31 protein-coding genes are annotated in these 26,209 nt (G+C 40.3%); 5 read left to right on the top strand and 26 right to left on the bottom strand.

All coding sequences use genetic code 11. The features are described 5' to 3' along the window. Positions 1-60: 60 nt before the first annotated feature. The 19 genes from NST74_RS13925 to NST74_RS13835 form a co-directional block, all read right to left on the bottom strand. Positions 61-834, bottom strand: coding sequence for a DUF817 domain-containing protein (locus tag NST74_RS13925; protein WP_341112618.1), 774 nt, complete (start codon positions 832-834; stop codon positions 61-63). Between the two features lie 26 nt (positions 835-860). Then, the gene (locus NST74_RS13920; protein ID WP_341112615.1) at positions 861-1,067 is read right to left on the bottom strand and encodes a helix-turn-helix domain-containing protein; all 207 of its coding nucleotides are present in this window, start codon (positions 1,065-1,067) and stop codon (positions 861-863) included. A gap of 10 nt (positions 1,068-1,077) precedes the next feature. Further along, positions 1,078-1,551 carry a DUF2975 domain-containing protein gene (locus NST74_RS13915; RefSeq protein WP_341112614.1) on the bottom strand — a complete coding sequence of 158 codons (474 nt, stop codon included), beginning with the start codon at positions 1,549-1,551 and terminating at the stop codon, positions 1,078-1,080. 201 nt (positions 1,552-1,752) lie between these two features. After that, positions 1,753-1,968 carry a helix-turn-helix domain-containing protein gene (locus NST74_RS13910; protein WP_042127458.1) on the bottom strand — a complete coding sequence of 72 codons (216 nt, stop codon included), beginning with the start codon at positions 1,966-1,968 and terminating at the stop codon, positions 1,753-1,755. Positions 1,969-1,978: 10 nt separating this feature from the next. After that, positions 1,979-2,461: a DUF2975 domain-containing protein gene (locus tag NST74_RS13905; RefSeq protein ID WP_341112612.1), complete on the bottom strand. Its 483-nt coding sequence runs from the start codon at positions 2,459-2,461 to the stop codon at positions 1,979-1,981. Between the two features lie 227 nt (positions 2,462-2,688). After that, positions 2,689-3,888, bottom strand: a complete 1,200-nt coding sequence (locus NST74_RS13900) for a hypothetical protein (RefSeq protein ID WP_341112611.1) — start codon at positions 3,886-3,888, stop codon at positions 2,689-2,691. A gap of 24 nt (positions 3,889-3,912) precedes the next feature. After that, the gene (locus tag NST74_RS13895; protein WP_341112610.1) at positions 3,913-4,758 is read right to left on the bottom strand and encodes a hypothetical protein; all 846 of its coding nucleotides are present in this window, start codon (positions 4,756-4,758) and stop codon (positions 3,913-3,915) included. Next, entirely contained in the window at positions 4,755-5,441 is a 687-nt protein-coding gene (locus NST74_RS13890; RefSeq protein ID WP_042127447.1) for an ATP-binding cassette domain-containing protein, read from the bottom strand. Before NST74_RS13890 ends, NST74_RS13895 begins: the two co-directional genes overlap by 4 nt. Next, positions 5,438-5,848 (bottom strand): GntR family transcriptional regulator, encoded by a 411-nt coding sequence (locus NST74_RS13885; RefSeq protein ID WP_341112607.1) that lies wholly within the window; start codon positions 5,846-5,848, stop codon positions 5,438-5,440. The genes NST74_RS13890 and NST74_RS13885 overlap by 4 nt, the downstream gene beginning before the upstream one ends. Before the next feature lie 308 nt (positions 5,849-6,156). Beyond that, positions 6,157-6,819 carry a uridine kinase family protein gene (locus tag NST74_RS13880; protein WP_341115890.1) on the bottom strand — a complete coding sequence of 221 codons (663 nt, stop codon included), beginning with the start codon at positions 6,817-6,819 and terminating at the stop codon, positions 6,157-6,159. Positions 6,820-6,859: 40 nt separating this feature from the next. Continuing rightward, positions 6,860-7,096: a DUF3977 family protein gene (locus NST74_RS13875; RefSeq protein ID WP_341112606.1), complete on the bottom strand. Its 237-nt coding sequence runs from the start codon at positions 7,094-7,096 to the stop codon at positions 6,860-6,862. Between the two features lie 155 nt (positions 7,097-7,251). Further along, entirely contained in the window at positions 7,252-7,908 is a 657-nt protein-coding gene (locus NST74_RS13870; RefSeq protein WP_341112605.1) for a CatB-related O-acetyltransferase, read from the bottom strand. Between the two features lie 174 nt (positions 7,909-8,082). After that, entirely contained in the window at positions 8,083-8,550 is a 468-nt protein-coding gene (locus NST74_RS13865; RefSeq protein ID WP_341112603.1) for a DUF2691 family protein, read from the bottom strand. A gap of 119 nt (positions 8,551-8,669) precedes the next feature. After that, positions 8,670-10,166, bottom strand: coding sequence for a malate:quinone oxidoreductase (locus NST74_RS13860; RefSeq protein ID WP_341112601.1), 1,497 nt, complete (start codon positions 10,164-10,166; stop codon positions 8,670-8,672). A 246-nt stretch (positions 10,167-10,412) separates the two neighbouring features. Continuing rightward, entirely contained in the window at positions 10,413-10,673 is a 261-nt protein-coding gene (locus NST74_RS13855; RefSeq protein WP_341112599.1) for a hypothetical protein, read from the bottom strand. Positions 10,674-10,878: 205 nt separating this feature from the next. Beyond that, positions 10,879-11,880, bottom strand: coding sequence for a Gfo/Idh/MocA family protein (locus NST74_RS13850; RefSeq protein WP_341112597.1), 1,002 nt, complete (start codon positions 11,878-11,880; stop codon positions 10,879-10,881). 31 nt (positions 11,881-11,911) lie between these two features. Continuing rightward, complete coding sequence (locus NST74_RS13845) at positions 11,912-13,000, bottom strand: Gfo/Idh/MocA family protein (protein ID WP_341112596.1); 1,089 nt, start codon at positions 12,998-13,000, stop codon at positions 11,912-11,914. Between the two features lie 30 nt (positions 13,001-13,030). Continuing rightward, positions 13,031-13,792 carry a sugar phosphate isomerase/epimerase family protein gene (locus NST74_RS13840; RefSeq protein WP_341112594.1) on the bottom strand — a complete coding sequence of 254 codons (762 nt, stop codon included), beginning with the start codon at positions 13,790-13,792 and terminating at the stop codon, positions 13,031-13,033. A 24-nt stretch (positions 13,793-13,816) separates the two neighbouring features. Then, positions 13,817-14,980 carry a Gfo/Idh/MocA family protein gene (locus NST74_RS13835; protein ID WP_341112592.1) on the bottom strand — a complete coding sequence of 388 codons (1,164 nt, stop codon included), beginning with the start codon at positions 14,978-14,980 and terminating at the stop codon, positions 13,817-13,819. A 155-nt stretch (positions 14,981-15,135) separates the two neighbouring features. Here NST74_RS13835 and NST74_RS13830 point away from each other — a divergent pair, with 155 nt between their 5' ends. From NST74_RS13830 to NST74_RS13815, 4 genes are all read left to right on the top strand, one after another. Further along, the gene (locus NST74_RS13830; RefSeq protein WP_341112590.1) at positions 15,136-15,972 is read left to right on the top strand and encodes a helix-turn-helix domain-containing protein; all 837 of its coding nucleotides are present in this window, start codon (positions 15,136-15,138) and stop codon (positions 15,970-15,972) included. 77 nt (positions 15,973-16,049) lie between these two features. Continuing rightward, positions 16,050-16,481, top strand: coding sequence for a GNAT family N-acetyltransferase (locus NST74_RS13825; RefSeq protein ID WP_341112588.1), 432 nt, complete (start codon positions 16,050-16,052; stop codon positions 16,479-16,481). Between the two features lie 29 nt (positions 16,482-16,510). Then, complete coding sequence (locus NST74_RS13820; RefSeq protein ID WP_445668190.1) at positions 16,511-17,401, top strand: LysR family transcriptional regulator; 891 nt, start codon at positions 16,511-16,513, stop codon at positions 17,399-17,401. Positions 17,402-17,754: 353 nt separating this feature from the next. Then, positions 17,755-18,915 (top strand): asparaginase, encoded by a 1,161-nt coding sequence (locus NST74_RS13815; protein ID WP_341112586.1) that lies wholly within the window; start codon positions 17,755-17,757, stop codon positions 18,913-18,915. Between the two features lie 64 nt (positions 18,916-18,979). On the opposite strand, the gene NST74_RS13810 is transcribed toward NST74_RS13815, so the two are convergent. The 4 genes from NST74_RS13810 to NST74_RS13795 all read right to left on the bottom strand — a co-directional run bounded on the left by NST74_RS13810 (position 18,980) and on the right by NST74_RS13795 (position 22,910). Beyond that, entirely contained in the window at positions 18,980-19,675 is a 696-nt protein-coding gene (locus NST74_RS13810) for an ABC transporter ATP-binding protein (RefSeq protein ID WP_042127416.1), read from the bottom strand. Then, the gene (locus NST74_RS13805; RefSeq protein WP_341112584.1) at positions 19,672-20,790 is read right to left on the bottom strand and encodes an ABC transporter permease; all 1,119 of its coding nucleotides are present in this window, start codon (positions 20,788-20,790) and stop codon (positions 19,672-19,674) included. The genes NST74_RS13810 and NST74_RS13805 overlap by 4 nt, the downstream gene beginning before the upstream one ends. A gap of 69 nt (positions 20,791-20,859) precedes the next feature. Then, complete coding sequence (locus NST74_RS13800) at positions 20,860-22,236, bottom strand: sensor histidine kinase (protein ID WP_341112582.1); 1,377 nt, start codon at positions 22,234-22,236, stop codon at positions 20,860-20,862. After that, positions 22,233-22,910 carry a response regulator transcription factor gene (locus NST74_RS13795; RefSeq protein WP_341112581.1) on the bottom strand — a complete coding sequence of 226 codons (678 nt, stop codon included), beginning with the start codon at positions 22,908-22,910 and terminating at the stop codon, positions 22,233-22,235. The genes NST74_RS13800 and NST74_RS13795 overlap by 4 nt, the downstream gene beginning before the upstream one ends. A 145-nt stretch (positions 22,911-23,055) precedes the next feature. On the opposite strand from NST74_RS13795, the gene NST74_RS13790 reads away from it, so the two are divergent. Continuing rightward, the gene (locus tag NST74_RS13790) at positions 23,056-23,529 is read left to right on the top strand and encodes a ferritin-like domain-containing protein (RefSeq protein WP_341112580.1); all 474 of its coding nucleotides are present in this window, start codon (positions 23,056-23,058) and stop codon (positions 23,527-23,529) included. 22 nt (positions 23,530-23,551) lie between these two features. On the opposite strand, the gene NST74_RS13785 is transcribed toward NST74_RS13790, so the two are convergent. The 3 genes from NST74_RS13785 to NST74_RS13775 all read right to left on the bottom strand — a co-directional run bounded on the left by NST74_RS13785 (position 23,552) and on the right by NST74_RS13775 (position 26,204). Continuing rightward, on the bottom strand, positions 23,552-24,364 hold the full coding sequence (locus NST74_RS13785; RefSeq protein WP_341112578.1) for an SDR family oxidoreductase: 813 nt from the start codon (positions 24,362-24,364) through the stop codon (positions 23,552-23,554). Between the two features lie 48 nt (positions 24,365-24,412). Further along, the gene (locus tag NST74_RS13780; RefSeq protein ID WP_341112577.1) at positions 24,413-24,862 is read right to left on the bottom strand and encodes a MarR family winged helix-turn-helix transcriptional regulator; all 450 of its coding nucleotides are present in this window, start codon (positions 24,860-24,862) and stop codon (positions 24,413-24,415) included. Between the two features lie 148 nt (positions 24,863-25,010). Next, positions 25,011-26,204: a metallophosphoesterase gene (locus NST74_RS13775; protein ID WP_341112576.1), complete on the bottom strand. Its 1,194-nt coding sequence runs from the start codon at positions 26,202-26,204 to the stop codon at positions 25,011-25,013. Positions 26,205-26,209 lie beyond the last annotated feature (5 nt).

The raw sequence follows: 26,209 nt of genomic DNA, 5'->3' as shown, positions 1-26,209 counted from the left end.
CCTCCTCATCACTAATTTATTCTCATGCCATGTTCTACGATTTCCTTTGAAGCTGATACGCTACTCTTTCGCTTTACGGTTAGCTTTAACATGCTTGAGTTGAGCAACTATAATGACACTAATAATAACCAGAAGGAACCATGAACTGATCTTACTGACACTAACCACATGCCATACCTGATTCTGATCAGGATATTTCCAAGCATTAAAGAATGTAGCGATGTTCTCAGCTAACCAGATGAAAAAACCTACTAAGAAAAATGCCAGTGTCAAGGGCATCCGATAAGTAGTGTTTCGTACCCGATAAATGATCCAAGTTTTCCAAAAAACAATGAGTACAAGCCCCTTTAGCCACCAGCGAAAATCAGGAATGAAGTGATGCGTGAAAAAGTTCAGATAGATAGCTACTCCAAGCGATCCAGCAGCAGCAAGTCCCGGCCAGCCCGTCATATCCATCTTTAGTCTACGCCAAATTTGACACATATAGCTTGCGACGCTTGCATACATAAACCCGCTATAGAGCGGTACTCCAAACACCTTAGTTAGCCCGGGCTCAGGGTATGACCATGACCCCATTCTTATCTTATAAATTTCCAGCAGCAAACCAATAATGTGAAATACACAAATGACTTTTATTTCATCTAGCGTCTCTAATCCAGTACGGTACATAAGATATTGAACGGTAAGCAATATAATAAGAATGGCATCATATCGGTAAATGTAAGGCAGATCTATTACGTTAGAGAGCGCTAAAGTTCCAAAGATCGCAATAGGAAATATGCAACTCATCGCCTGATGATAGCCAAAATGCAGAAGCTGCGTTGTTGATTTCAATGATGCTCTCTCCTTTCCAGGTCATGCTACTCTTTTTGGTATTCTAAAATATCTCCAGGCTGACATTCTAAAGCTTTACAAATCGCATCAAACGTCGATAATCGGATCGCTTTTGCTTTTCCATTTTTCAATATAGAAAGATTGGCCATTGTAATGCCAACCCTTTCAGTAAGCTCTGTAACGCTCATTTTCCTTTTAGCTAACATCACATCTATATTCACTATAATCGCCATTATTTTCACCTCAGACGGTTAGGTCATTTTCTGATTTTATTTCTATGGCATTTTTCAAGAGCTTTTGAAGAACAGCAGCAAAGACGGCAATCACAATTGGAGCACAAGTCATGACAAGTCCAAGTACGATTAGACCTGGTGCATCGGCTTCCTGTGCCATTTCGAAAATAAGTGGCATACCCGCCGCATATAAAATACTGATGATGATTGCACAGTAAATTATATTTTTTAAAGCCTTAATGGATAGTTCTGAGAACGCTTTGTTCTTGTCTATGTAGCTTAGAAGTCTTAATGCCTGATATAAAGCTACAAAATAGGCTATCACCGTTACATACACCCCTATAAGAACGGGATAGACCAAATACACCGGATAATCTCCAGCTGCCTTGTTAGGTATCGTAGGCAACCAAAAAATACACAAAGCAAGAACCGGAAGTCCAATAAGAATTACAACCATCTTTAAAAAGAGTGTTTCTCGTTTCATAAGCTGCACCTCACAAAGTTAATAATCTGGATTCAATTTATCACATTATTTATCGTTATTCAATATATTTTGATTGTATTACAATTATTATTTATCATTAATATCCCCTATTATTTTTCACCTCTAATTATTGCACATCAAAAAGGCCCCCTTCTCATAAAGATTGAGAATAGAGCCCCGCCTCTACTATTCATTTATTTCTTAAGTCTCCTCGTCACTTTTATATTCTAAAATATCGCCAGGCTGACAATCTAAAGCTTTGCAGATCGCCTCTAATGTTGATAATCGAACCGCTTTCGCCTTTCCATTTTTCAATATAGACAGGTTAGCCATTGTTATTCCAACCCGCTCCGAAAGCTCGGTCACGCTCATTTTTCTTTTAGCCAGCATCACGTCAATATTAATAATAATCGCCATTGTTTTCTCCTCAGACTGTTAAGTCATTTTCTGATTTTATATCAATAGCTTCCTTCAAAAGCTTTTGGAGCACCGCAGCAAACACTGCAATCACCATGGAAGCAAAAATCACAACCACCCCAATGACAATAAACCCCGGGGCATCCTCTCTCTCCGCGACGAGATAGAAAAGTGGCAATCCCACAACATAAATACCACTGATTGCAATTGCACAGTTCCTGATATTTTTTAATACCTTTACAGATAATTCTGAGAAAGCGTTGTTGTTGTCAATATACCCTAACAGTTTGATCGCTTGATACAATGCAAAGTAAAAAGGTATCGCCGATGCATATAAATCAATGTACAAGAGATATTTAATATAGGTTTGATCAGGGTATAATTCTGCTGCATAATTCGAAATCGCAGGCACGAAAATTATACACAACGCAAGAACTGGAAGTCCAATAAGAACAACAGCTATCCTTAAAAAAAGCGTTGATCCAAGTTTCATAAAGCACACCTCACAAAGTTATTTTCAAAATTGAATCTAACATAAAGTTTATCGTTTTACAATATATTTTAATCGAAAAATAGTGAAAAACAGTGTTTAATGACTGTTATAAATTTCACGACTAAAAGGCCGAACTAATTGACTATTAAAAGTCATTAGCCCGGCCTTTGTCACCTTTTCATATCTCTTTATGTCTCTTTATGTCTTTTTTTATTCTAAAAATAATGCTAGAACTGACCGAGATCGATAAAATTCAAATCCATTTCAGCTTCATCTTCAGCCTGATTTGCGGCCTCTGTTGATATTACTTTTCCTTCGTACTCAAGGTTACCGCTTATCAAATTGAATACATATAGACGATTACCTTTGAAATTCTTATAACCCATAATATAGAGATGGTCTTGTTTAAAAGCATAGGTAATGTTTTCACTTAAATCTATATTTGTATTCTTCAGAGTAGTCTCATATTCATTACTCACGAGATCGTAAGAAATAACAGTGAATCCTATATTTTCCTTACTCGATACAGCTTTTTGCAGGAAATAAATTTTCTGTCCATAGGCGTACATAATATTATTCAATAACATTTCATGCCCTTGGAATGTGAGTGGAGAGATTTGTCCTGTCTTAACATCCACTTGATATGCCTTTCTATGATTATCTCTACTAATCCTTAAAATCCATTGCTCAGTGTGCTCCAGATTTTGATTGGCTAGCCATGCATATTGAGTATCCCCGTCTGCTGCTACAGATTTACCGCCTGGTAACGCGAGCGGCTCATTCTTAATCTCTTTTGTGGCTAGATTGACACGGAGGATCTGCGGTTCAGAAACATAACCTTTGGCACTGTGATTCATAAACACCATAGCAACAAGCTGCTGATCAATAAGCTGTACATTTTGTACATACATATCTGAAATATCATGATCTACATTGATGTCAGATGTGATTTCAAGCGTATTGTTCTTCTGCTTGTTGAGTACAGAAATACTAAGCTTTGCATATTTCTTCGCTGATGAATCATTTGATCGCTTCGTATCTACTGTCGCCTTAACATAAGCAAGCATTTCCTCATTCTCATAGAAACCAGATGTGTTTGTCTTACCGCGCATGAACTGACGATGCTCTTCAATCCACTGATCCAATTGCGTTTTCATTGGTCTTCGATTTAAGCTTTGGCTAATCGCCGACTTTTCATCTGGATAATCTGTACCATTTGTCGTGATATAAGCTCGTTTGATGCCAAAAGTACTATCCTTAATCACGTAGTTTCCGTATACCGCTATACCTTCAACGAGGGAAGCATCCCCTTTAACCGTCGTCAGCTTATAATTAGGTGGTGTCTCTTGTGCAGCTTGTACATAATACGTCCCGATTGTAACAACCGTAAACACTAAAAGAACGGCGGTAACCATATATTTTCTCATTCCTTAACCTCCATACCCCTTCAATTATACCGATATTTTCTTACGCAATAGATACAAGCTGTACCAAAGCGAACCTCCAACAATGATCACTATTAATCCGAGACAAGCGCCTATGATTTCACCTGAATAGAAGTAGCTGTCGTAACTGCTATAACCCATAAGAAATGGTATTGAGGCTAGTCCAGCCAGAACCGCTAAATATAGTACGATAAAGCCAATCCCGTTCAGTCTGTAGCTCCGCTCGATTAGAATCACAGTGAACAAGACGATCAAGCCAATAATGCCCAGTCCATAGTATAGTACAAACTCAGAAAAGTAAGGCGGAACCAGAACTTTAAGCACAGTAGGATACTTCAAAAAATCAAATACCGAGATGTTCCGATATAATTCAGCAGGAAGAATCGACTGTGCTATCAAACGCTCCAGTGGAACAAGGATAATCTGCAAGGCGACAAATCCAAATGCGAATAGCAAGATCGTAACCAGCTTGGCAAAATATAAACTCGCCCGATTGTATGGCAACGTCAGCAGGCGATATACTATCGTATTTTTACCTCTCCAGTCGCGGTACCAGATGAAGCAGCTATATATTAGCAACACTGTGATGCTCAAAAATATGGGTCCGAAATATAGAAGTCCATTATAGCGAGCATACATCATACTGTTTAGCTGAATATTTCCAGTCACATTGTGATATTGCTCAAGGGTCCATTGATTCACTCTCATTGCTTCATTCGCAGAATCTAGCCAATGATTAGCACCGAGGGTGACTGCTACAAGTTGCAAGGCGACTGTCAGCAACATGAGTCCAATATATATTTTGGCAAATCGGTTCATTTCAAAATTCAATAGCTTCACAAAAGCTCTCATTTTATGTACACCTCTCTCATTACGTCCGTAATGGACTTACCTTCCTGCTCGCGAACTTCTTCACAATAGAATTCACGTTCTACCTTCCCGTGCTGTAGCAAGACCGCTTTATCAATTAAATGCTCAATATCGTTAATTTCATGAGTTGTAATAATCACACCACGATCCTCTATCAATTCACTCGTGAATACATCAGTAATTTGCTCGCGACTGAACATATCAATCCCCGAGAACGGTTCGTCCATTAGGATGTAATCACAATCCAAGGCAAGCCCGAGCAACAAATTTAACTTCGCAGCCATCCCCTTTGATAATGAGGATACGCGATCCGAAGAGCTCAGTTGGAAGAACTTAAGCAATTCCTCTGCACGTTCAGCGTTCCAATTCCGATAAAAGTCAGCCATAAAGCTGAAGCAATCAGCAATTCGCATATTGGAGGGCATCGTTAACGAATCAGGAATAAAAGTCATTTTCTCATACATCGCAGGTGTTAGTGATGCATTATCGATTAAGACTTCACCTTTGTATGGTGTCAGTCCCATGATGGACTTCAGCACCGTTGACTTTCCGGCACCATTGATTCCGATCAGGCAGGTGATCTCTCCCTTGGCTGCTGTAAAGCTAACGCCATTTAGTACCTTCTTGAATCCATAATTCTTCACCATCTGATTCACTTGGATCATCTTGTGTCACCACCCTCTGGAGATCGCTCTGATGTATATTTTGTCTTTATGATGTCTACCAGTTCTTCAACTGGAATTTGAATATTTCGAATGGAACCGATGAATATATCTACTGCACTTTCGATTAATTCAGCACGAATCGAGCTTAGTACTTGCTGATCCTGTGTAATTCGACTTGGGGAATTTCCTTCTGTTACGATCAAACCCTGTTCCTCCATTTCCTTATATGCCTTCTGTGCCGTGTTCGCATTAATCTTCATTACTGATGCCAGTTCACGCCGTGAAGGAATCTTGTCTCCTGCTCCGATTTGCCCTGTAGCAATCTGTTCTTTAAAGTAACGGACAACTTGAATATATACCGGTTCTCGAATATTAAAGCTGACACCTGATTTTTGTTCTTCTGTCATACAACCAACTCCATATACTAAGTGTGTGTACTAAGTGGTTCATACATCTTATTTATGTACTATACCTGTAATACACTTTTGTGTCAATAGTTCTGATTTGAGCTTAGACTTGGCATATACATGCAAGGATAATGGTTTTTTTACAGTAAAAAAAGGCGAATTCTTACTCGAAATGGAGTGAAAATTCGTCTTTATCTATTTGGTTGCATTATTCGGAAATCTTTTTATCGAGCTCATGCTTCTAATTTTAAAAACGATAGTTATTTCTTATGTAGTTAAATCCTGAATAGATAGTTATGTATACCCATCTAGTTTGTCGGTGGCTTTTCCCTCCTACATTCATTTTCAAGAATATAACCTTCATTGGAATTTTTTATAATGATATCAAAGTTTCGATGAAAAGGATGCATAAATAACTCATATTGAATTCTACGATCTTCATGTGATTTCCTTAAATATTTGATGTCTGTTCCTCTTTCAAAGACATCACGTGTACTCCTTCTCATCAATTCAGTGTCTCCATCCGTATATAAGTAAACCTTCAGATCAAACAAATTCGAGTCTGCAAAAGCAATGCTCATGCCCTCTACAATATTCACTCTGTTTTGTGAAGTTATCCTTGTACTCTTTAAATAATTGGTGTCTATTGTATAAAAATCTAAACCATCTCGCATCATTCGGATGTCTCTCTCTAGAGCAGATATATTATGAGCAGAAGGATGACAAGCTGTCATTTTATTACGATGACGTTCATTGTTATATTCATAATCGATTACAGTGTACTTTCTAAGGTGTGAGCCGATAATATAGGGATCAGTATTCATATAATTCACTTTCTCATGACCCAGACGCTTTAAGAGATTATGAGCAAATGTTGTCTTTCCAGATGCACCATGACCCGAAATCCCAATAATAACTCTTTTTTCCTCAATGCTTATCAAATTGGCTATTTCATTTAATATTTTATCCATAGTTTCCTCCATCTTGTCGTTATATGTATGCTCCTCTATTCTAGAGACTTGTTATACCAAAAATAATCTTAAACGCGTTATAACTTTTCTTACTTATTTTAAAACCTTGTTTTAAGTCTAGGACTACTACAGTTTTACCAATCCAAATCCTGATATATAGAGAATGGAACCTTACCGGTTTCACAATTCCTTTTTCTTCAAATTCATTTCCATCCTCTAACTCCGTTTCGGTTCTAATAAACCATGTATTGCCTAGACCAAATTCAATATATTTCATATATCTAGCACACTTTCCTCCCAAGAGATTAGATGAGCCCATTCATATTATCATACTAATTAGGATTAATCTGGTAAATAACAATTATTGTTAAACTGCCTTAACTGGTAAAAGAACAGGCTGCCGAATAATTGCGGCAGCCTGTTCTGATTGTGTTATGAATTTATTTCCCTTAGATAAAACTCATATAATTGATCAATCGATGAACTTGAAAAGATAGACGTAGCTTGTTCAATTTTCTCACGTTTCCAATCAAACCAACGCATTTCCTTTAATTTTTCGATTTCACGATCTGTAAATCTTTTTCTAATCTCTTTAGCAGGATTGCCACCTACTATTGTATATGGTGGAACGTCCTTTACAACAACCGAGCCTGCTGCAACAATAGCACCTTCTCCTATTTTCACACCTGGCATAATCATTGCATTCATCCCGATCCAAGCATCACTTTCTATGATCGTATCCCCTTTGGGTTCGTAAGAGGTTTCAATCTGGTCCACAAAAGGATACACGGTAATCCATTCAGGATGATGATTGTGATTTCCTCCCATTAAAATAATTACACCACTTGCAATACAAACATAATTTCCTATAATCAATTTATCTAAATGCCACCCAAAATCTTCGATCGGGTTAAATAACTTTCTTGACGTTTCGTCTCCCCAAAGATATCTGACGCACCCGTCTTCAAAATGATGATTATCGTAATACCCAGAGTAGTACGAGTAATCCCCTACCTCAATCATTGGGTTGGTGACAATATCCTTTAAATACTTCGTTTCTGACCAGTGGTTAAACAACTGTTGTTTCATTCTTTTCCCTCGCTTCTAAGTAATTTATAGCATTTATACTTAGAAGCTTGATACAGTAGCGACATTCTTAAACCGTTTCAAACGACGAACCATCGTCCTCATCCTTTTCCTAATTGATGGGGCCATTGTAACAAACGTATGATTTGTTCGTCAAATCAACCTTACGGTTTCTTTCTACCATACTGATAATCTTGTTCTGAAGTCATTCTCATTCGTAATGTACTGAACATCATCATATCCATTTGAAATTGCGTTATGGCACAGTGCTTCAAGCTTCCCTTGGTCTTTACAATAAACTGTAGCATATTCACAATCGACGACTAAAAGTACAAGCTGGCAATCACTATTTAAGAACTCCTCATAGGTCTGAACATCAATTACATCCTTCTCTCGTAGAAAAGCCTTGAAGTTCGCAAAGATGATATAGTATTCGTTATTCTCCATCAGTTCCTTCAGGTCTCTGCCGTCCATTCCATATATGTCTTCATGGAACATGAGCTCCCCTAATGTATCGTTTTGGATAAAATAAGACTCCTCGCCACCTATATACCAATTGAATGATTCAATATTAAATGGCTTTAATAGATCTCCAAGTATTTTCCCGTATTCATTAGGAATCTTAAAAATGATGCCTCGTTTCATGTGCACTCCCCCTTCTTTCTTTTCGAATTCCCTAAACAAAAAACCTATGAATGAAATCCATAGGCTTTCTTGAAGAAAATATCTGTCAATTATCATACTTTCGAGCGATTGATCATTGCTTAGCTATGCACTCGCTCTTTTCCACCTAGACCCAATGTAGTTGCCGTTAATGTGTGCACTTCTTGCAAAAGCTCTGGATTTTCCAGTAGTGATAAGCCATAAGAAGGAATCATTTCTTTAATTTTCGGTTCCCACTCTTTTATATGTTGAGGGAAACATTTATTAAGTACTTCAAGCATCACGTGAACAGCCGTAGAAGCACCTGGAGAAGCTCCTAGTAATGCTGCAATCGAACCGTCTTCTGCGCTAATTACCTCTGTACCAAACTGAAGGATACCTTTGCCGTCATCTGTATCTTTGATAACCTGCACGCGTTGGCCTGCCACGACTAAATCCCAATCTTCGATTTTAGCATTCGGAATAAACTCTCGTAATTCTTCCATACGCTTTTCTTTCGATAACAACACTTGCTCGATCAGGTATTTGGTCAAGGACATGTTCTTTGCACCTGCCGACAGCATGGTTAGAAGATTATCCGGTTTTACGGAAGTTATCAAATCAAACATTGAACCGGTTTTTAGAAATTTTGGTGAAAAGCCGGCAAACGGTCCAAAAAGCAATGATTTTTTGTTGTCTATAAATCTGGTGTCCAGATGCGGGACAGACATCGGAGGCGCTCCAACCTTAGCTTTCCCGTAAACTTTTGCATGATGCTGCTCGATAACTTCTGGTTTATTACACACCATAAATATTCCGCTAATCGGGAATCCTCCAATATGTCTCCCTTCAGGAATTCCGGACTTTTGCAGGATATGCAGGCTTCCTCCCCCACCACCGACAAAGACAAATTTTGCAGTATGGTGTTCGATGGTTCCCCTGTCGTTTTTCACTTTCAACTCCCACAAGCCATCGCTAGCACGTTTGATTCCTTCCACACTATGTTTATAATGAAGGTCAACATTCTTACTCTTTAAATGGTCAAATAAAATGCGCGTTAAAGCACCAAAGTTAACATCCGTGCCAGTGTCAATTTTTGTTGCTGCTATAGGTTCATTCGATGGACGGTCTTTAATAATAAGTGGTATCCATTCCATTAATTTACTGTAATCATCAGAGAATTCCATCCCCTGAAACAAAGGATTTTTTGACAGCGCTTCAAATCTTCTCTTCAAAAAAGCAACATTTTTCTCACCTAATACCAAACTCATATGGGGCAATGGCATGATAAAGTCCTGCGGATTATGTATCAGCTTACGATTTACTAAATAAGACCAAAATTGCAATGAAAGCCGAAACTGTTCATTAATTTGGATAGCTTTACTTATATCTACGGTTCCATCGGATTTTTCGACAGTGTAGTTAAGCTCGCAGAGCGCCGCATGTCCAGTTCCTGCATTATTCCATTCATTCGAGCTTTCCTCACCTGCATTCTCGAGCTTTTCAAACACTTTAATCTTCCAATCCGGCATTAATTCTTTTAAAAGTGTTCCTAAAGTCGCACTCATGATTCCAGCACCAATTAAAATGACGTCTGTTTCAGTTGCACTTTTGCCCATTATTACCATCCTTATCCCCTGAATTTTGCAGAAAGGATGTGGGCGCTCCTTCTTAGGCGTCACACCTTTTCTGTCTCAATTATACCCTTATCCGAGTGTATTACAATTATTTATAAATTTAATATCTACTATTATATGAAAAAAATAAATTATTTAAAAGCTTGCAAAAAAGAGAGAAATAAGTCCTCCAGGTTAAGGAACTTAAGCTACATCCATAAACCCGCTTCTTGCAAGGATTAATAACAGTTAAGCATTATAAATAAAATAAATGAACATACTGCCCGCAGCAGCAAGATCAACAATTGCCCATAAGAAGCTTTTTCGAATTAGCATGAGTAAAGCAGCGATCACACTAACAAAACAAGCAATGAGCATAATAAAAAAGGTGGTGAATAATCCACCAGAAAGAAACATCAGTACGTATAATATGACAAAGACAAAAACAATGGTCTGCACAATGGAAATTAGTTTGGTGTTCGTTCTAATGTTCTGTAGTATTTTCTCCATATTGTATGCACCCTCCAGATATCTTGCTGTTAATAACCTATACTTACTTTAGATTATTCCACTAAGGAGAATTAATCAAATCCATCTCCCTCTGCAAGTCGTAGTCTTCTTAGTGTTTAACCAAATGTGGGAAGTCCCTAAACGCGAAAAAGCTGTCTCATTTGTAGATAAATCTACTTTTGGAACAGCTTTACTATATTAATGATTATTTATTCCTCTGTGATGAGCTGTAAATAGCCTTCACAAGCTCCAGTGCCTTTATCCCTTCAGAACCATCAAGCCAAAACTTTCGTCCACTAAAAATATGGTCATAGAAGTCCTCAATCAGTCTTTTATGCCCAGTCCCCCAATACGACTTACCTTCGGTAGGACTGAAAATAGGTTGACAAACCAAGCTTTCCTTCCCATCTTTCCAAAGATACAAGTAGTCTCTACGAAGGGTAAGCGTTCCCTTTTCAAAGACTAGCTCCAACTCGACCGGAGAGTTCTCAAGATAGGCATTCGTACCATAAAATAACCCACGAACATTAGTGGAGAAGTCGATGCAAGCATGTGCGGTATCTTCTACTTCAATGACATCATCCAGCACATCCGTGGTAATACTGCCTTTCACAGAGGTTATCTCCCCCCCAAACCACTGGAGTAAGTCCAGGGTATGAATGGTCTGATTAATTAGAACCCCTCCGCCTTCCGTGGACCATCTTCCTCTCCAGTTACTATCTCTGTAATAACTTTCATTTCGGTGCCAGGTTACGATCCCCTTCATACAAAGCAGTTTTCCTAAAGCGCCAGAATCAATCGTCTTCTTAATATAGATCGATGCATCATTATAACGGTTCTGGAACACCACACCAAGCTGGCCTGAACTCTTTTCCGCTGCATCCAACATAAGCTTGGCTGAAGGAAGGTCAACGGCGATTGGTTTTTCAGTTAACACATGCTTCCCTGCATGCAATAGCTCTACAGCCATTTCTGCATGAAGATAATGAGGTGTACAGAGATGTACAACGTCAATACGATTATCATTGAGTATTTCCCTATAATCATCAGTGACATGGCAGGCGTATTCTATTCCCGCTAGTTTAGCTTTATCAGCATCAATATCTACAACAGTAAGGAGATTTACATCTGTTATAGCTGATATCGCTTTAGCATGGAGAGGATAAATCGCCCCGCAGCCAATAATCGCTGCTCCAAGTGTAGTCATCTATTCCACCCTCCTATAATCGTTCCATTCGCTATTTTAGTTGATCAGGGGTTAGATTCATCGCTTGAGCTTGAGCCATCAGACATAGTTCAGCAGCCTTAAAAACATGCGCCTGTGTCATCGACTGCTCCGTCCGGTTCAAACAATCGAGGATAAGCTCACCAAAGAACGGAAAACCAACTTTTCCAGCCACATGTTCATAATGCTCCCCTTCTCCGTTCACCCAGTACACATGATCTGTTGTATTAGAACGCCCGACATCTGTATATTTTCGCAATTCAATGTAGCCTTCAGTCCCCATGATCATTGTACGTCCATCTCCCCAGGTTCCGAGCCCATCAGGTGTAAACCAATCTACTCGAAAATACTGGGTTGCACCATTGTCTCCGACAAGCGTCGCATCACCAAAGTCCTCCAATTCAGGGTAAGATGGATGATTATAATTAGCTACCTTACTGTGTACAATCGAAGCATCCTGACAATCTGCATAATACAAAAATTGTTCGATTTGATGGCTGCCGATATCACTTAGGATTCCGCCATATTTATCCCGCTTGAAGAACCATTCCGGGCGACTAGAAGCATTTAAACGATGCGGTCCTAATCCAATGACTTGAAGAACACGACCAATCGCCCCCTGACGGATCAACTGTCCCGCATAGATTGCGCTTTCAACATGAAGACGTTCACTATAGTAAACCATGTACTTTTTATTGGTTGCTGCGACCATAGCTCTAGCATCATCTAGTTGTTCAAGTGTTGTAAAAGGGGTCTTATCCGTAAAATAATCCTTCCCATGAGCCATAACCTTATTTCCTAAAGGTCCTCTCTCTGAAGGAACCGCTGCCGCCGCAATTAAGCGAACCTCTGGATCCCCCAATATTTCATCCATAGTCTCAGCAGCCCTAGCTCCAGGATATTTGGCTATGAAAGCTCTAACTTTCTCATCATCCGGATCATATACCCATTTCAACTCTGCCCCTGCCTCAACGAGCCCGTTACACATTCCGTAAATATGACCGTGATCTAGTGCAATCGCAGCGAAGATGAATTCACCTGGCTTTACAATTGGTTTAACTTCATACGTGGGGGCATAGTTCATTCCATCTTTTCTATTCATCAGAATCCTCCTAATAGCTTCTAAGTGATATTATAAAAGATTAAGCAGATAGCGCAGACTAATCTCCAGACTCTCAAAAGGATCACGACGGCAAACATCTTGCTCCACTACATACCATTCAACACCTGTTCCACGGCAAGCTGTAATAATCTCACCGTAGTTCATATTTCCTTCACCGATCTCAGCAAAGACTTGCTGTCTGTCTATAATCGCCATATCCTTTAAATGCACGACCTGCATTCTGCCTTCAACTTTACGTATCCATTCCACTGGACTTGCCCCGCCTGCCTGAACCCAATATAGATCAAGAATGAAACCAACTGCAGGGTCCGTCTCATTGAGCAATACTTCCATTCCAGTAATACCGTCAAAACGTTCAAATTCAAAATCATGATTATGATAAACAAATTGCAGACCGTGTTGTTCTTTGAGTGTTATTGCAATTTCAGATATCAATTTTGCAAATTTCCGGTAGCTTTCAATTCCAGTACGAAATTCTTCCGGTAAACTTCCAAGTCCAATGTATTTGCAATTCCACAACTTATGCTCTGCGGCAAGAGCGACCAGATCATTCACTAACCTCTCCCATGACACATGAGTCGCACATATGGCCAGCCCTGCTTCATCCGCATACTTTTTAACTAGCTTCGGATCAATCGGTCCGATGGATGAAATCTGAATACTCTCATAGCCCATTGCTGATACCTTTTGAAAAGTTGTGCTTAAATCCTCCGCCGTTTGAGTAAAATCACGTAATGTGTACATTTGTGCCGCAATCGTTGAACGTTTCATAGGATTTAACCTCTCTCCTTCGATTTAATGAGTTCCTTTAACATTCAATGCTTTAGATTCTGAGATTTCCTTTTGGAAAGTCGAATTTTTTACTTTTTCCATTAGTTTCTCATAGAATAAATCCGAATCTATCGGAAGCTCCACCCAATTGTCCGTCCAAGCCGATAAATACATGACATTTGAAAGGGTTAGTCCCTTAATCCCTTCCTCCCCGGGAGCAAGTAATACCTCATCATGTAAAATGGCATTCGTAAAGTTCCGTAGAATCCCTTTATGTTGCTCCCCTCCGCCATTTTCTACTGGAATCTCACATTTCCAACACTCTGGACTACCGAATCCTCCTGTAAATTCTGCGTTGAACTGAGGCTCAGGTGTACGTAAACGCCAAAAGGTCAGCTTCCCGTCTTCCACTACTATTTTTCCATTATCGCCATTGATTTCAAAACGATTGGTCCCCGGTGCCTCTCCAGTTGTAGTAATAAACAAACCCGTAGCTCCATTCTCATATTCCACATAAGCGGTTACATCATCTTCAACCTCAATGTTGCGATATTTTCCAAAGTGGCAAAATGCTCTTATCCGCTTCGGCATCATACCTGTTGTCCACTGCCATAAATCTAACTGATGCGGATCCTGATTAAGTAATACTCCGCCACCTTCACCCGCCCATGTAGCCCGCCAGCCACCGGAGTTGTAATAATTCTGCGATCGATACCAGTCGGTAATGATCCAATTCGTCCGGCGGATCTCACCTAATTCACCAGACTGAATAAGATCTCTCAGCTTCTGATACAAAGGATTAGTACGCTGATTGTACATCATTCCAAATTTGCGGCCAGACTTCGCTGCAGCATCATTCATCTGTTGAACAGCTTTCGTATAAACACCTGCAGGCTTCTCCACCAATACATGATAACCATGTTCAAAAGCCGCTATCGCAAGTGTAGGGTGATCATAATGCGGAGTACAGATTAATACTGCGTCCATGATACGTGATTCGAATAATTCTTTCGGAGTTGAATACTTCCTTATGTTCTCAGGTAATTGCTCTTCAGCCCATTTCAAACGTTCTTCTCTTATATCACATACGGCAGTAAGTTCGGCCCCCTTAATTTCACTCAGCAGACTTTGCGCATGTGCCGTTCCCATATTTCCAATGCCAATAATTCCATAACGAACTGTACTCATCTCTGGTCACTTCCTTATTAGTGGTTATGCTTAGAGGATATACTTATTTTATGGACATGAACATGATTGAAATTAAGGTTTATTTGTATTTAAGTAAGATGTTTTAGTTAAATAGAACCGTTATAATGAGGATATACGAGCGTTAAAGGAGTTAGATGATGAACAACCCAGGTAATTTATCAGGACGTCTCCTGCAGAATCTCAAAGTTACTGTGACCCATGCCCAACTGAGTAACAGATATCCCGGATGGAACCGCACGCTGGAAACACCCGCTTTTAATCGGCTGTATTTTATAGACGGGGGCGTGGGAAAAGTTATTATTAACGGGATTACCTATTATCCGAAACCGGGTCAGCTTATGATAATGCCTGCGGGGAGCACACAAACTACCGAAACTTCTATTGATGATCCATATATCCGTTATTACTGCCACTTTGATGCTGATATTGGGGAGTGGCCCTTATTCCATGCTGAGAAAAAATTATACATCTGCGATTCACCTAATCCAGATTCTATAAGGGCAATCTTCATAGAGATGATCGAACAATTTCAAAAGGACGACGTTCTATCTATCCTGCGCACGCAAGCGTGTTTGCTCAATCTCATAGCCACTTGTCTAGAATCCAGCGATAGTAGTGATACAGACTTTATGACTCAATTCATACACACCGGTGACCAAGGCAAGCTGGCTCATGTGCTGCATTACATCGATAAATATCTGAATAAGCCTTTAGAGATTGATGACTTAGCAGAGCTTGTCCACCTCCACCCGAACTATTTCATTCCTTATTTCAAAAGATTCATGGGGGTGACTCCTATGCACTATGTTCAATTGAAACGAATGGAGCATGCCAAAAGACAGCTTTCTTACACAGATTTCAGCATTTCGGATATTGCGGAGCAAGTCGGCATGGAACTAGCTCATTTCTCTAAGTATTTTAAAAAGACAATGGGTCTTACCCCATCCGCTTATCGGAATAGTACAAAGTAGCTTATTAGAGGTGTTCCTCTGTACAAGATGAAATATAATAAAGAAACTGCATGACTTACTTCATTTTAAGGCGGTGAATGAACATACTTATTAGAACAGCAACAATAGACGACACGCAAGAGATTGCAAGACTATCCAGTGAGCTCGGATATCCTTTAAATATCGAACAGCTAGCAGATAGACTTCAAGATATCAGAAATCGTAAAGATCTTGTTATTTATGTAGCAGAGTCGGATAGGCAATTAATAGGATGGATTCATGCCAGTGTGCGAATGTTAATTGAATCTCCACCCTTTGTTGAGATTGGTGGTTTAGTGGTCGATCAGGAACATCGCGGAGTAGGAACCGGTAAACAACTTGTTGAAGCCTGTGAACACTGGGCAGCACAAATTGGAGTGAACAAATTAAGAGTTCGCACAAACCAAACTAGAGAAGATGCTGTACGTTTCTACACACGAATTGGATTCTCACAAAAGAAGGCTCAGTTCGTATTTGATAAGAAACTTTAATACATTTGGGATTTCAGAAAGGGATTTTTATGATTGTTGATACATTACGGGTTTTCGTTACTGTAGCTGAGCAAAGCCATTTCTCTAAAGCAGGAGAATTACTAAATCTATCTCAACCCGGTGTCAGTCTACATATCCGGAATCTTGAGAATGAACTAGGCGCAAAGCTTCTGCATCGGTCTCCGAAACAAGTGAGATTAACCGAAGCAGGTGCAATTCTTTATAAACACGCCAAGCAAATATTGGCCCACTTTGAAGAAGCTCATCAGGAAATACAAATGCTACAGGATGAGGTAACTGGCAGTATACATATTGGAGCGAGCTTTACAATTGGAGAATATCTATTACCCTCAAGACTTGCGGAATTTGCAAATCAGTACCCGCAAGTTAAGCTTCAAGTGACAATCGGTAATACCGAAGAAATTATTAGTGGTGTAAGATCTAATGAATTGGACATAGGCTTTATCGAAGGAGAAGCCCATGAGAATGATCTGATCGTCACACCTTACATGAAGGACGAGATGATTATCGTCTCCCCTGCCGATCACCCTTTGTCAAAACGGGGGACTGTCGAGCAAAGCATGCTGCAAAATCAGGTTTGGGTGCTGAGAGAGCCTGGCTCTGGAACGCGTGCTTTTAGTGATCATTTCATTCAAGAAGAAGAGATATTTATCAAAAGATCATATGTTTTCAACAGTAGTCAAGGAGTTAAAGAAGCGGTCTCCTCCGGTTTGGGAATCGCTATGCTCTCCAGATGGATTGTGCGTAAAGAATTAGCATGTGGTGAAATCTATGAACTTCCCATCAAACATCACCATCTTGAAAGACAATTCTCTATCATCCGCCATAAAGAAAGTTCCTCCTCCATGGCTACCAATGTGTTTATACAAAAACTACTCGTCTCTAGAAAAGACATGTAGTCAGGCTGCCGAGAAAGTTTCGGCAGCAAATTTATAGATTAGCAATGCCGGACAATCTTACAAAGATAGTCCGGCATTTTGTTATTCATTAGTACATTAACCTCGCAAGTTTAATGTTATTAAATGTAACATAATTTATATATTTTACTTCAAAATTCGATTAATAAAATTCATAGAATATATAAGAAATAGATAGAAATTCGTTATATATAATAGATTTAAGCGTTTTATCAACATGTAATTAAACTTGTCATAATGATATATTCATAGATATAATTCAATCACGAACCACCTACATGTTATATAAAATAACATGTAGGTGAAAGTACATAATCAAATGGGAGGCTACATCTATGAATGGATTACAATCAAAGCTCGCCAAAACTACTGTTGCCGCAGGACTCACTTTCACACTACTCTTCTCCGCTTCAACAATGCTTCCCGTTTCTACCACTTACGCTGCAGAGGTTACCCAAACGATTGAAGGAACAGTTAAGCTTCCAAAGGTCCAAGTCATAGCAACCGGTGGTACGATTGCCGGTAAATCTGTGGATGAGACCAGCTTTCAGAATTATAAAGCCGGGACTTTGTTAATGGAGGATATGGTCAAGGCGCTGCCTAACCTTAAAAAGTTCGCTGATGTAACTAGCTATCAATTTGGGAATGCAGGCTCTGGCTCGTATACCATGCAACAACTATATGATCTCTCCTTAAAAGTAGATAAAGCACTAGAGACCCAAGACGGTATCGTTGTTACTACAGGTACAGATACGATGGAGGAGATTGCTTATTTCCTTGATCTTACTGTTCGCAGCTCCAAACCTGTCGTGGTAACTGGTTCTATGCGTCCATGGACTGTTATCGGAAGTGACGCTCAGGCTAATCTATTCAATGCTATTAAACTAGCTGCTAGTGGAAAAACGAAATATTACGGTACTGTTCTCATGTTAAATGACGAGATTCATACAGCTAGAGAGGTTACCAAGACGAATGCCTATCGTACTGACACTTTTGAAAGTCCGCAACTAGGTATCCTCGGATATATCGATGAAAATAATATTAGAATATATCGTGCGAACTCCAGAGCGCTATTGACCGCTGATAAATGGGCAACACCATTCGATTTAACTAAGATTAAGAGCAGCGATATGCCGAAGGTTGAAATTGCTTATGCCTACCAAGATGCGGGTGCAGGAGCAATTACAGGTTTCGTCCAAGACGGAGCAAAAGGTATCGTTACTTCAGGCACAGGGGCCGGTGGCGTATCCAAAGCGATGGGAGAAGCTCGTACAAAGGCTATTAAGGAAAACGGAGTGATCTTCGTAGCTACCACTCGTACGGGTTCCGGTTCTAACTATACATCAAGTGACGGCATTATTGCCGGAGACAACCTGAACGCAGCACATGCCCGAATTCTATTAGAACTGGCACTGTCATTCAGTAGCGATTTCAACACAATTAAAGGCTGGTTTGACACATATGGCTCAGGCCAAGTCACCATAGCTGACAAATAAGGACAGTCTATTACTCACACGCAAAAAAAGATTCATGCCATACAAGGCATGAATCTTTTTTCTACTAAATTTTGCTTAACTCATGTTCAACCAAATGTCCATCTTCCAGATGCAGCACGCGGTCGCACCATTCAAGCATCCGTTCATCATGAGTGACCATTACAGCAGCCTTGCCTTCACTCTTAACTTCGTCAGCAATCATTCGCACGACTTCTCTGCCCCGTTTGAAATCTAAACTTGCTGTCGGTTCATCTGCAAACAAGATCGCAGGTTTATTCATCCATGCTCTTGCAATGGCTACACGCTGCTTCTCCCCGCCAGATAACTGCTCAGGATAATGGTTCCGACGTTTCCAGATATCCAGACGCTTCATCAAATCTGCTGCCCGTTCTTTAGCTTCTTTAGCACTCATCTTCGCTTGTTTAGCTACAAAGAGAAGTTGCTCCTCAACTTTCAAATAAGGCAGTAGCTGTGCGCTTTGGAACATAAAGCCTATCTTCTCTAAACGAAGCTCAGTCAGCTCGCTTTTACTTTTGTCAGTAAGCGATTCTCCATCTATGAAAATCTCACCACTGGTAGGCGTAAGAAGTGCTCCCGCTGCTGAAAGGAATGTACTCTTCCCTGTTCCCGAAGGCCCAAGAACGGCAACGAATTCCCCTTCATTGACTATAAGATTCAAATTGTTCAGAACAGATACCGTTGTATCGCCGTCTCCATACGTCTTGGTCACTTGTTTCATCAATAATTTAGTAGTACTCATGCTCCAGCCCTCCCAATTGCTTCTAATGCATCAACTTTTGCCACTTTAGCGACAGAAATGAGTGATCCTAAAAGAGACATCCCAACGAACAAACCGCTGGTTAATAGAATCGTAGAAGGTTCCAGCTGGAATGGCATAGTGTCTGGTAGTACCTGATTCATTCCAAAGGTAAGCAGCAAGCTAATGCTTAGACTTGCAATAGCCAATATCATGACCTGCCCTACAACGCTCCATGCCAAGTAAGACATTTTTGTACCCATGGCTTTCAGAATACCAAACTGGCTTGTTTTCTGAATGGTAATGACATAGAAAAATACAGCCAGAACAAACCCAGCGATTACGAACAGGAAGGCAATCATCATAAGCAGTGAACCTTGTTCTGATGAATAACCCGGAATATTAGAGATCGCTTCTTTTTGCGTAATCACTTCCACATTTTTCGTACTAGCAGAGATCTTATCCACTTGCCCTGCGTTTGCATTAAGCGCAATTACATTAAAAGGCGCTCCTGATGTAGCCCCACTACCTTGATTAACGCCTTGTCTCATTTCCTGCCAATCTTTATTGTTAATATAGACTACTGGGGTATGGCTGTATGAGCTATTCTCAACATATCCTGTAACTTTAAATTCCTTCCCAGTCGCCTGATCTTGGATCATACTACCAATCTTAATGCCCGACTGTTCCAAGTCACGATCAACGATGACACTTCCCTGCGTATCATTCGTAATCTTGTCACCTTCAATCACTTTTGGAGCCAGTAAACCGTTCATATCAACTGCGAAAAAAGTTACGTCTGCTTTAGTATCCGTATCGTTTGTAGTCACTGTACTCATCTGTAGAGCGAGTGATGAAGCATTATTATCTCCTACTACTGCTCGAACACTACCCAGCTCCGTATCTGTTAACTGAGAACGTCTAAACGTCTGATCCGCATCCTTCTGCACCACGTAATAGTTTGCCGGCATATTCTCTATTGCTGAGATATTAGCATACGCTAATCCTCTGGCCAGTCCCGTTACGAAAAGTACAAGAAAGGAAACCAATAACATGATTACCATTATCAACAGGTATCTGGCTTTAGAATGTCGCATTTCTCTTAAGGCTAGAAACATATTACCACTCCTTCTAATCTGTATAGTCACAGTTTAGAAGATGAAAATGAACGGAGTATGAATAACGAGTTACAAAAGAGGAAGAGTAACAGTAAAGGTCGTGCCTTTGCCAACTGTACTGGATACTTCTATGGTTCCGTTATGTGTCTCTACAATCTTTTGCGTAATCGCAAGTCCAAGTCCGCTACTATGTGTTTCTCGTGTACGTGCCCGGTCAACTTTATAAAAACGGTCAAAGATGAGTGGTAATTCCTCAGCAGGAATACCTTCCCCAGTATCCGAAAAGGTTACAACACAATTCCCTTCGTCAAGTTTTGCGGAAATCATAATAGATCCCTCAGCAGGTGTATATTTGATAGCATTAGTAATGAGGTTCATCCACACCTGATACAACAGATTGGAATCACCATGTACGCGAATGTCCGCAAGACTTAAACGAACCGCCAATTGCTTCTCTGTTAATCTCCACTCCATGATTTGTACAACCTGCCGAAGCTGAGCACGCAAATCTATAGGTTTCTTCTGCAAGGAATCCGGATCATAATCGAGGGAAGATAACGTTAGCAGCTGTTTACTAAGCATCGATAGACGATGGCTTTCTTGATCAATAATATTGAGGTACTCTATCCGTTCATCCTCTGGTAATGTAGGATCTTTAAGGGTTTGGGCAAACCCTTGAATAGAAGTTAATGGCGATTCGATTTCATGCGACACATTCGCAACAAACTCTTGACGCGCACGATTGGTCCGTTCCAGCTCACGGCTCATTATCATAAAGTGTGAGGCTAACTGACCAATCTCATCCCGGCGCCAAGTATTTAGTTTAATATCATATCTACCTTTTGAAATCCGCTTAGTTGCCGTTGTTAAACGTGTAATAGGTCTGACCACATGTAATACGCTGATCATTACGAATCCCAGACTGAACAATATGGTAAACCCGATAATAACAGCAAAAAATACGCGCAGCTCACCGAATTGAACCTCTGCATCCGGACGCATGAATAACGCGAAGGTCTCATTATTGACTTCGATTGGCACACCTATCGTATTGCTTAATTGGTTATCAAAAAAACCTGTAATAAATGCACTATCAGGAAACTCTGCTACACCATGATACACTTGTCCATTCAGTACTTGTTCTAACTGTTGCTTATCTAGATCCTCTTTCCGAAAAGGCTTGCCGTAGAATCGGGATTGACCTTCTGCATCGGTTAGATAGATTTTATAGCCCAGCTTGGCTACACTTTGCATATAATCCTCCATAGAATCCGGGTGAGTCTCCGCAAACTGCTGGATTTCAATAGCCATCCCCGTAAGCTTGGCATCGTTCTGAGATTTAATCTGAGCTTGATAATAGATATTAGATACCAAGAAACCAAGAAGGCTGCTCACAACAATGGCCGAACAAAAAAGAATACACATCCTCACATACAAGGACTTCACGAATTCACCATCTCCAATTTATATCCGATTCCCCTTACCGTCCGAATCACAAAGTCATTCTGATAATCCAGAAACCGCTGACGTAATCGCTTGATGTGCACATCCACCGTACGTTCATCACCTTCATAATCCATTCCCCATACTAATTCAATCAACTCACTGCGTGAATATAGTCTGCCTGGATATTGTGCCAGTTGCGCTAGCAGTTCAAATTCCTTTACCGGCAACAGGAGAACTTCGTCGCCATCCGTGATTTCATAATTTTTACGATCGATCACAAGTGAATTCAAGCGAATCCGATCATCTGAAGCGATGGAATACCGCCGAAATAAAGCTTTAATCCGAAACAACAATTCTTCAGGTTCGAACGGCTTCGTTACGTAATCATCTGTTCCCCGCAGATAGCCTTGCTCTTTATCACTAAGCTGCTGCCTAGCTGTCAGCAAAATGATTGGAATATCATATGTTTCTCTTATATGCTGGCATAGCTCTAATCCATCCACATGTGGCATCATCACATCCACTACGGCTAGATCCGCAATACTTTCTTGCAGTTTATGTATCGCGTCCCGGCCATCGCTGGCCTCCATGACTTGATAACCTTCCCTGGACAATACATGCTTTAATAAAGTACGAATATTGCTATCATCATCTGCTACTAAAATTTTCTTCATCGTTTACACTCCCTGAATTACGGATGAACCCATAGTATCAACTTTAAAGGGTTAGAACAACTAAAGGCCCAAAAGAAACCATTTTGGGCTTTCGCACATATACTACTCTAAGAATAACGAACTAATCAGGAGGTTAAAAAGAAATATGTATTGGACACCTTTATCTCAGAATAGATCTGATTTCAAACCTATTTGGGCAACCTCTCTTCCACAAGCATTAAATTTAATCAAAGAAGCTGTGCAAGGTGAACGAAATGATGAGCTTTTCTATGATGAAATTATCAAACTAGCCCCAACCTCCGAGCAAGCTTCCATTATCACCTCAATACGAGATGACGAACGGGGTCACAACTTCATGTTCCGGGGGATGTTCAAAGAAATTACAGGGCAAGATATCACTGGGATTAGCAGTGAGCAATATCAACGGATCAGTTCCTATGAAGAAGGATTAGAAAAAGCACTCCAAGGTGAACTGGCTGCAGTCGAAAAGTATCGCAAAATATGGTTTGGTCTGCCGGTCGGAATATATCGAGATACTGTATATGGGATTATATTAGATGAATTAAAACATGCCAGTAAATATAATTATTTACTTACTTTAGATCGAACCACTATATAGTAGAATTAGTCAGGATCATTATTTAAATCTGAAGGAAAGTGATTATGCTTTCCTTCAGAGAGGTAACTGGCCGACCCATTAGTCTCTCCAAATCATTTGAAGTAGAAGCCGTATCTATCTTCGCGACAAAAGAATAAATCCAGTGCTGAATGTTTGAATCCTGCCGATGAACAATTCTTGTTCCCGATAGCTCAGATAATACCTCCGCAAGTTCACTGAAATCCCAAGAACGCGGTGCGGCTAATTCATAAATCTGATTACAGTGCCCTGTAGTTGTAAGCACGACTGCCGTAGCTAAAGCGAGATCCCTTCGTGTCACCGAATTAAATAACCAGTTCCCTGGATAGGTGATTAGCTCACCGTTTTGGATCGCCTCTTTCAGACCTAGTACATTTATAAAATCCAAATACAAAGCGTTGCGGAGTAATGTATAGTCAATCTCTGATTTAAGAATCATCTGCTCTGTAAGTAGGTGAACATGATTCACCGGAATTTGTCCTTTAGGTGGAAATGCAAAGCTTGTATACAGCAAATGCTTTACCCCGGCCTTTATTGCAGCATTAACGACCTCAGAATGTTGAATCAATCTGACGTTATCATCGGGATGTGAACTAGAGATGAACAACAAATTTACAACTCCTGAAAAAGCTTCCACCAGGGAATCAGGCTGATCATAATCGCCAAAGCGAATCTCAACCCCTTTTTCCAAAAGATCCTTTGCTTTCTCTAGATCACGAACACATGCGATAATCTGACTGGACGGAACAAGCTGTAGAAGATTCTCCATAATCAAACTCCCTAATTGCCCCGTAGCCCCAGTAACCATAATTGACATTACACTCCACCCTTCCCGTTCCTTGAATTCGAGACTACAACATTATAGCTAGCTATTGTTAAGCTTTTCTAATAAAACGATGAGTTGTCGAAGCTCTTGTTCATCCAGTCCCTGCATACGTTCAGCGATCGCTTCACGATTTCCAGGAAGATGTTCTAGGAGTAATCGCTGGCCTTCATCCGTGATCGAAATAACGCTTTTTCGACCATCCTGAGTATGATTCGAACGGGTGATCCAACCATCTTTCTCTAGGGGGGTCAGTAAAAGACTAATATTAGCTTTTGTGACACCAATATTGTGTGCCAATGTAGAAGGAAGAATTGTTCCACCCTGTTTAGATATTTCCACCAAGATACGAATTCTTGCGCCATTTAATCCTTTAGACTGCCAATATTTATCAGAGACAGAAACCAAGCTTGCAGTAGTATGAACTAAAGTGAAAAATGCCTGAGTATGCAGCGGCTGCTTCAAAACGAACGGTTGCAAATGTTCATTCATAGATTTTCCAACTCCAATTTAGTTAAGTGCTTAACTATCACAAACAAACAATACAACACGCTCATTCAATTGTCAAAAAAAAGAAGCTGCCTCATCTCGCAGAATAATTCCACGGGTTAAGACAGCTTCATATCATTTAAGATCTCAGTTAGATTAATACCGTCTTTGTAGACACGGCTTCTTCACTGTATTGTTTAGTCCCTTCTAACACTACTTCAAGTTTAATGATCTCCGAACGGCTGGCTAGTCGAATTGGAGGTCCCCATGTCCCATAACCAGAGGAAACAACCACATGCAAGTTATCTTTACGAAGATAACCCCAGTCCAGTTCGAATAACCGTTTGGTGATCCAGTGATTAGGCGCAATCTGTCCACGATGCGTATGACCGGAGAGCAAAATATCTACCCCTTCCTGGGCAGCGACATCAAAACCGGTAGGCTGATGATCCATCATGATTACAGGACGTGTAAGATCGAGACCATTCAATAAAGAGCTTACGCTCATTCTGCCACCGGCTTCCATTGTTTCGGCAGTCTTATCTTTACGACCCACAATATACGTTCCAGCTACTTCTTCAACCTCATCCTGTAAGACTTTAATGCCTATGCTACTCATCAAATCGGTATATTCTTTAATCGAACCACCGTAATATTCGTGATTGCCCAGCACTGCGTAGACACCATGACGCGCTTTTAATTGCTTGAGCTGTTCACTCATACCGTTGCGAATAAAAGGCTCTATACTGTCATCAAGCACATCCCCAGCCAGCAAAATCACATCAGGCTTCATAGCGTTCATTTGTGCAACCATTTTTTTGAGATGCCGATTACCGACGATGTTTCCTAAATGCAGATCAGATGCAACCGCGATGGTTAATGGTGTACTGGTTCCTATGGATTTATCGATGGGAATGGGATGCGTACGGATTACTGTACTCCAAGCATTAATCGAACCCCAGACAAGAAAAACTATGAGTAATATCAGTAGCGTAACTCCCGCTTCTGAGATGTAGTGCGTTCGATCAACACCCATCCAGCCCAGCAGTACATACAACAGATCAGCTAACGGCAACATGATAATAGCAAATTCCATACAGGCTAGATAATACGATCCAATCACTTTAAAGAATCTAGCTAACGGCTTCACAATTGTAGGCCATGGTATCATTCCAACGACATACGCAAAGGCCACAAGCAGGAATACTGTCCAGAACAAAGCTGAGGAAGCACCTGAAAACCATTCATGAACCAGCAACCATCCATGATGCCCAATGTAAAAATTAACAAGGCCCAGAATAAGCAGCATAGCAAACCCTGAAGCTAACATTCGTAATGTTTTCATCGTTC

The sequence above is a fragment of the Paenibacillus sp. FSL F4-0125 genome (assembly GCF_038008565.1).
Classification (GTDB): domain Bacteria; phylum Bacillota; class Bacilli; order Paenibacillales; family Paenibacillaceae; genus Paenibacillus_AQ.
This window is presented reverse-complemented; position numbering and strand designations above follow the sequence as displayed.

What these genes read in the sequence shown, in the direction of transcription:
- NST74_RS13920 (WP_341112615.1), bottom strand. Translation starts at nt 1,067, where the DNA reads ATGGCGATTATAGTGAATATAGATGTGATGTTAGCTAAAAGGAAAATG.
- NST74_RS13915 (WP_341112614.1), bottom strand. Translation starts at nt 1,551, where the DNA reads ATGAAACGAGAAACACTCTTTTTAAAGATGGTTGTAATTCTTATTGGA.
- NST74_RS13910 (WP_042127458.1), bottom strand. Translation starts at nt 1,968, where the DNA reads ATGGCGATTATTATTAATATTGACGTGATGCTGGCTAAAAGAAAAATG.
- NST74_RS13905 (WP_341112612.1), bottom strand. Translation starts at nt 2,461, where the DNA reads ATGAAACTTGGATCAACGCTTTTTTTAAGGATAGCTGTTGTTCTTATT.
- NST74_RS13900 (WP_341112611.1), bottom strand. Translation starts at nt 3,888, where the DNA reads ATGAGAAAATATATGGTTACCGCCGTTCTTTTAGTGTTTACGGTTGTT.
- NST74_RS13895 (WP_341112610.1), bottom strand. Translation starts at nt 4,758, where the DNA reads ATGAGAGCTTTTGTGAAGCTATTGAATTTTGAAATGAACCGATTTGCC.
- NST74_RS13890 (WP_042127447.1), bottom strand. Translation starts at nt 5,441, where the DNA reads ATGATCCAAGTGAATCAGATGGTGAAGAATTATGGATTCAAGAAGGTA.
- NST74_RS13885 (WP_341112607.1), bottom strand. Translation starts at nt 5,848, where the DNA reads ATGACAGAAGAACAAAAATCAGGTGTCAGCTTTAATATTCGAGAACCG.
- NST74_RS13880 (WP_341115890.1), bottom strand. Translation starts at nt 6,819, where the DNA reads ATGGATAAAATATTAAATGAAATAGCCAATTTGATAAGCATTGAGGAA.
- NST74_RS13875 (WP_341112606.1), bottom strand. Translation starts at nt 7,096, where the DNA reads ATGAAATATATTGAATTTGGTCTAGGCAATACATGGTTTATTAGAACC.
- NST74_RS13870 (WP_341112605.1), bottom strand. Translation starts at nt 7,908, where the DNA reads ATGAAACAACAGTTGTTTAACCACTGGTCAGAAACGAAGTATTTAAAG.
- NST74_RS13865 (WP_341112603.1), bottom strand. Translation starts at nt 8,550, where the DNA reads ATGAAACGAGGCATCATTTTTAAGATTCCTAATGAATACGGGAAAATA.
- NST74_RS13860 (WP_341112601.1), bottom strand. Translation starts at nt 10,166, where the DNA reads ATGGGCAAAAGTGCAACTGAAACAGACGTCATTTTAATTGGTGCTGGA.
- NST74_RS13855 (WP_341112599.1), bottom strand. Translation starts at nt 10,673, where the DNA reads ATGGAGAAAATACTACAGAACATTAGAACGAACACCAAACTAATTTCC.
- NST74_RS13850 (WP_341112597.1), bottom strand. Translation starts at nt 11,880, where the DNA reads ATGACTACACTTGGAGCAGCGATTATTGGCTGCGGGGCGATTTATCCT.
- NST74_RS13845 (WP_341112596.1), bottom strand. Translation starts at nt 13,000, where the DNA reads ATGAATAGAAAAGATGGAATGAACTATGCCCCCACGTATGAAGTTAAA.
- NST74_RS13840 (WP_341112594.1), bottom strand. Translation starts at nt 13,792, where the DNA reads ATGAAACGTTCAACGATTGCGGCACAAATGTACACATTACGTGATTTT.
- NST74_RS13835 (WP_341112592.1), bottom strand. Translation starts at nt 14,980, where the DNA reads ATGAGTACAGTTCGTTATGGAATTATTGGCATTGGAAATATGGGAACG.
- NST74_RS13830 (WP_341112590.1), top strand. Translation starts at nt 15,136, where the DNA reads ATGATGAACAACCCAGGTAATTTATCAGGACGTCTCCTGCAGAATCTC.
- NST74_RS13825 (WP_341112588.1), top strand. Translation starts at nt 16,050, where the DNA reads ATGAACATACTTATTAGAACAGCAACAATAGACGACACGCAAGAGATT.
- NST74_RS13820 (WP_445668190.1), top strand. Translation starts at nt 16,511, where the DNA reads ATGATTGTTGATACATTACGGGTTTTCGTTACTGTAGCTGAGCAAAGC.
- NST74_RS13815 (WP_341112586.1), top strand. Translation starts at nt 17,755, where the DNA reads ATGAATGGATTACAATCAAAGCTCGCCAAAACTACTGTTGCCGCAGGA.
- NST74_RS13810 (WP_042127416.1), bottom strand. Translation starts at nt 19,675, where the DNA reads ATGAGTACTACTAAATTATTGATGAAACAAGTGACCAAGACGTATGGA.
- NST74_RS13805 (WP_341112584.1), bottom strand. Translation starts at nt 20,790, where the DNA reads ATGTTTCTAGCCTTAAGAGAAATGCGACATTCTAAAGCCAGATACCTG.
- NST74_RS13795 (WP_341112581.1), bottom strand. Translation starts at nt 22,910, where the DNA reads ATGAAGAAAATTTTAGTAGCAGATGATGATAGCAATATTCGTACTTTA.
- NST74_RS13790 (WP_341112580.1), top strand. Translation starts at nt 23,056, where the DNA reads ATGTATTGGACACCTTTATCTCAGAATAGATCTGATTTCAAACCTATT.
- NST74_RS13785 (WP_341112578.1), bottom strand. Translation starts at nt 24,364, where the DNA reads ATGTCAATTATGGTTACTGGGGCTACGGGGCAATTAGGGAGTTTGATT.
- NST74_RS13780 (WP_341112577.1), bottom strand. Translation starts at nt 24,862, where the DNA reads ATGAATGAACATTTGCAACCGTTCGTTTTGAAGCAGCCGCTGCATACT.
- NST74_RS13775 (WP_341112576.1), bottom strand. Translation starts at nt 26,204, where the DNA reads ATGAAAACATTACGAATGTTAGCTTCAGGGTTTGCTATGCTGCTTATT.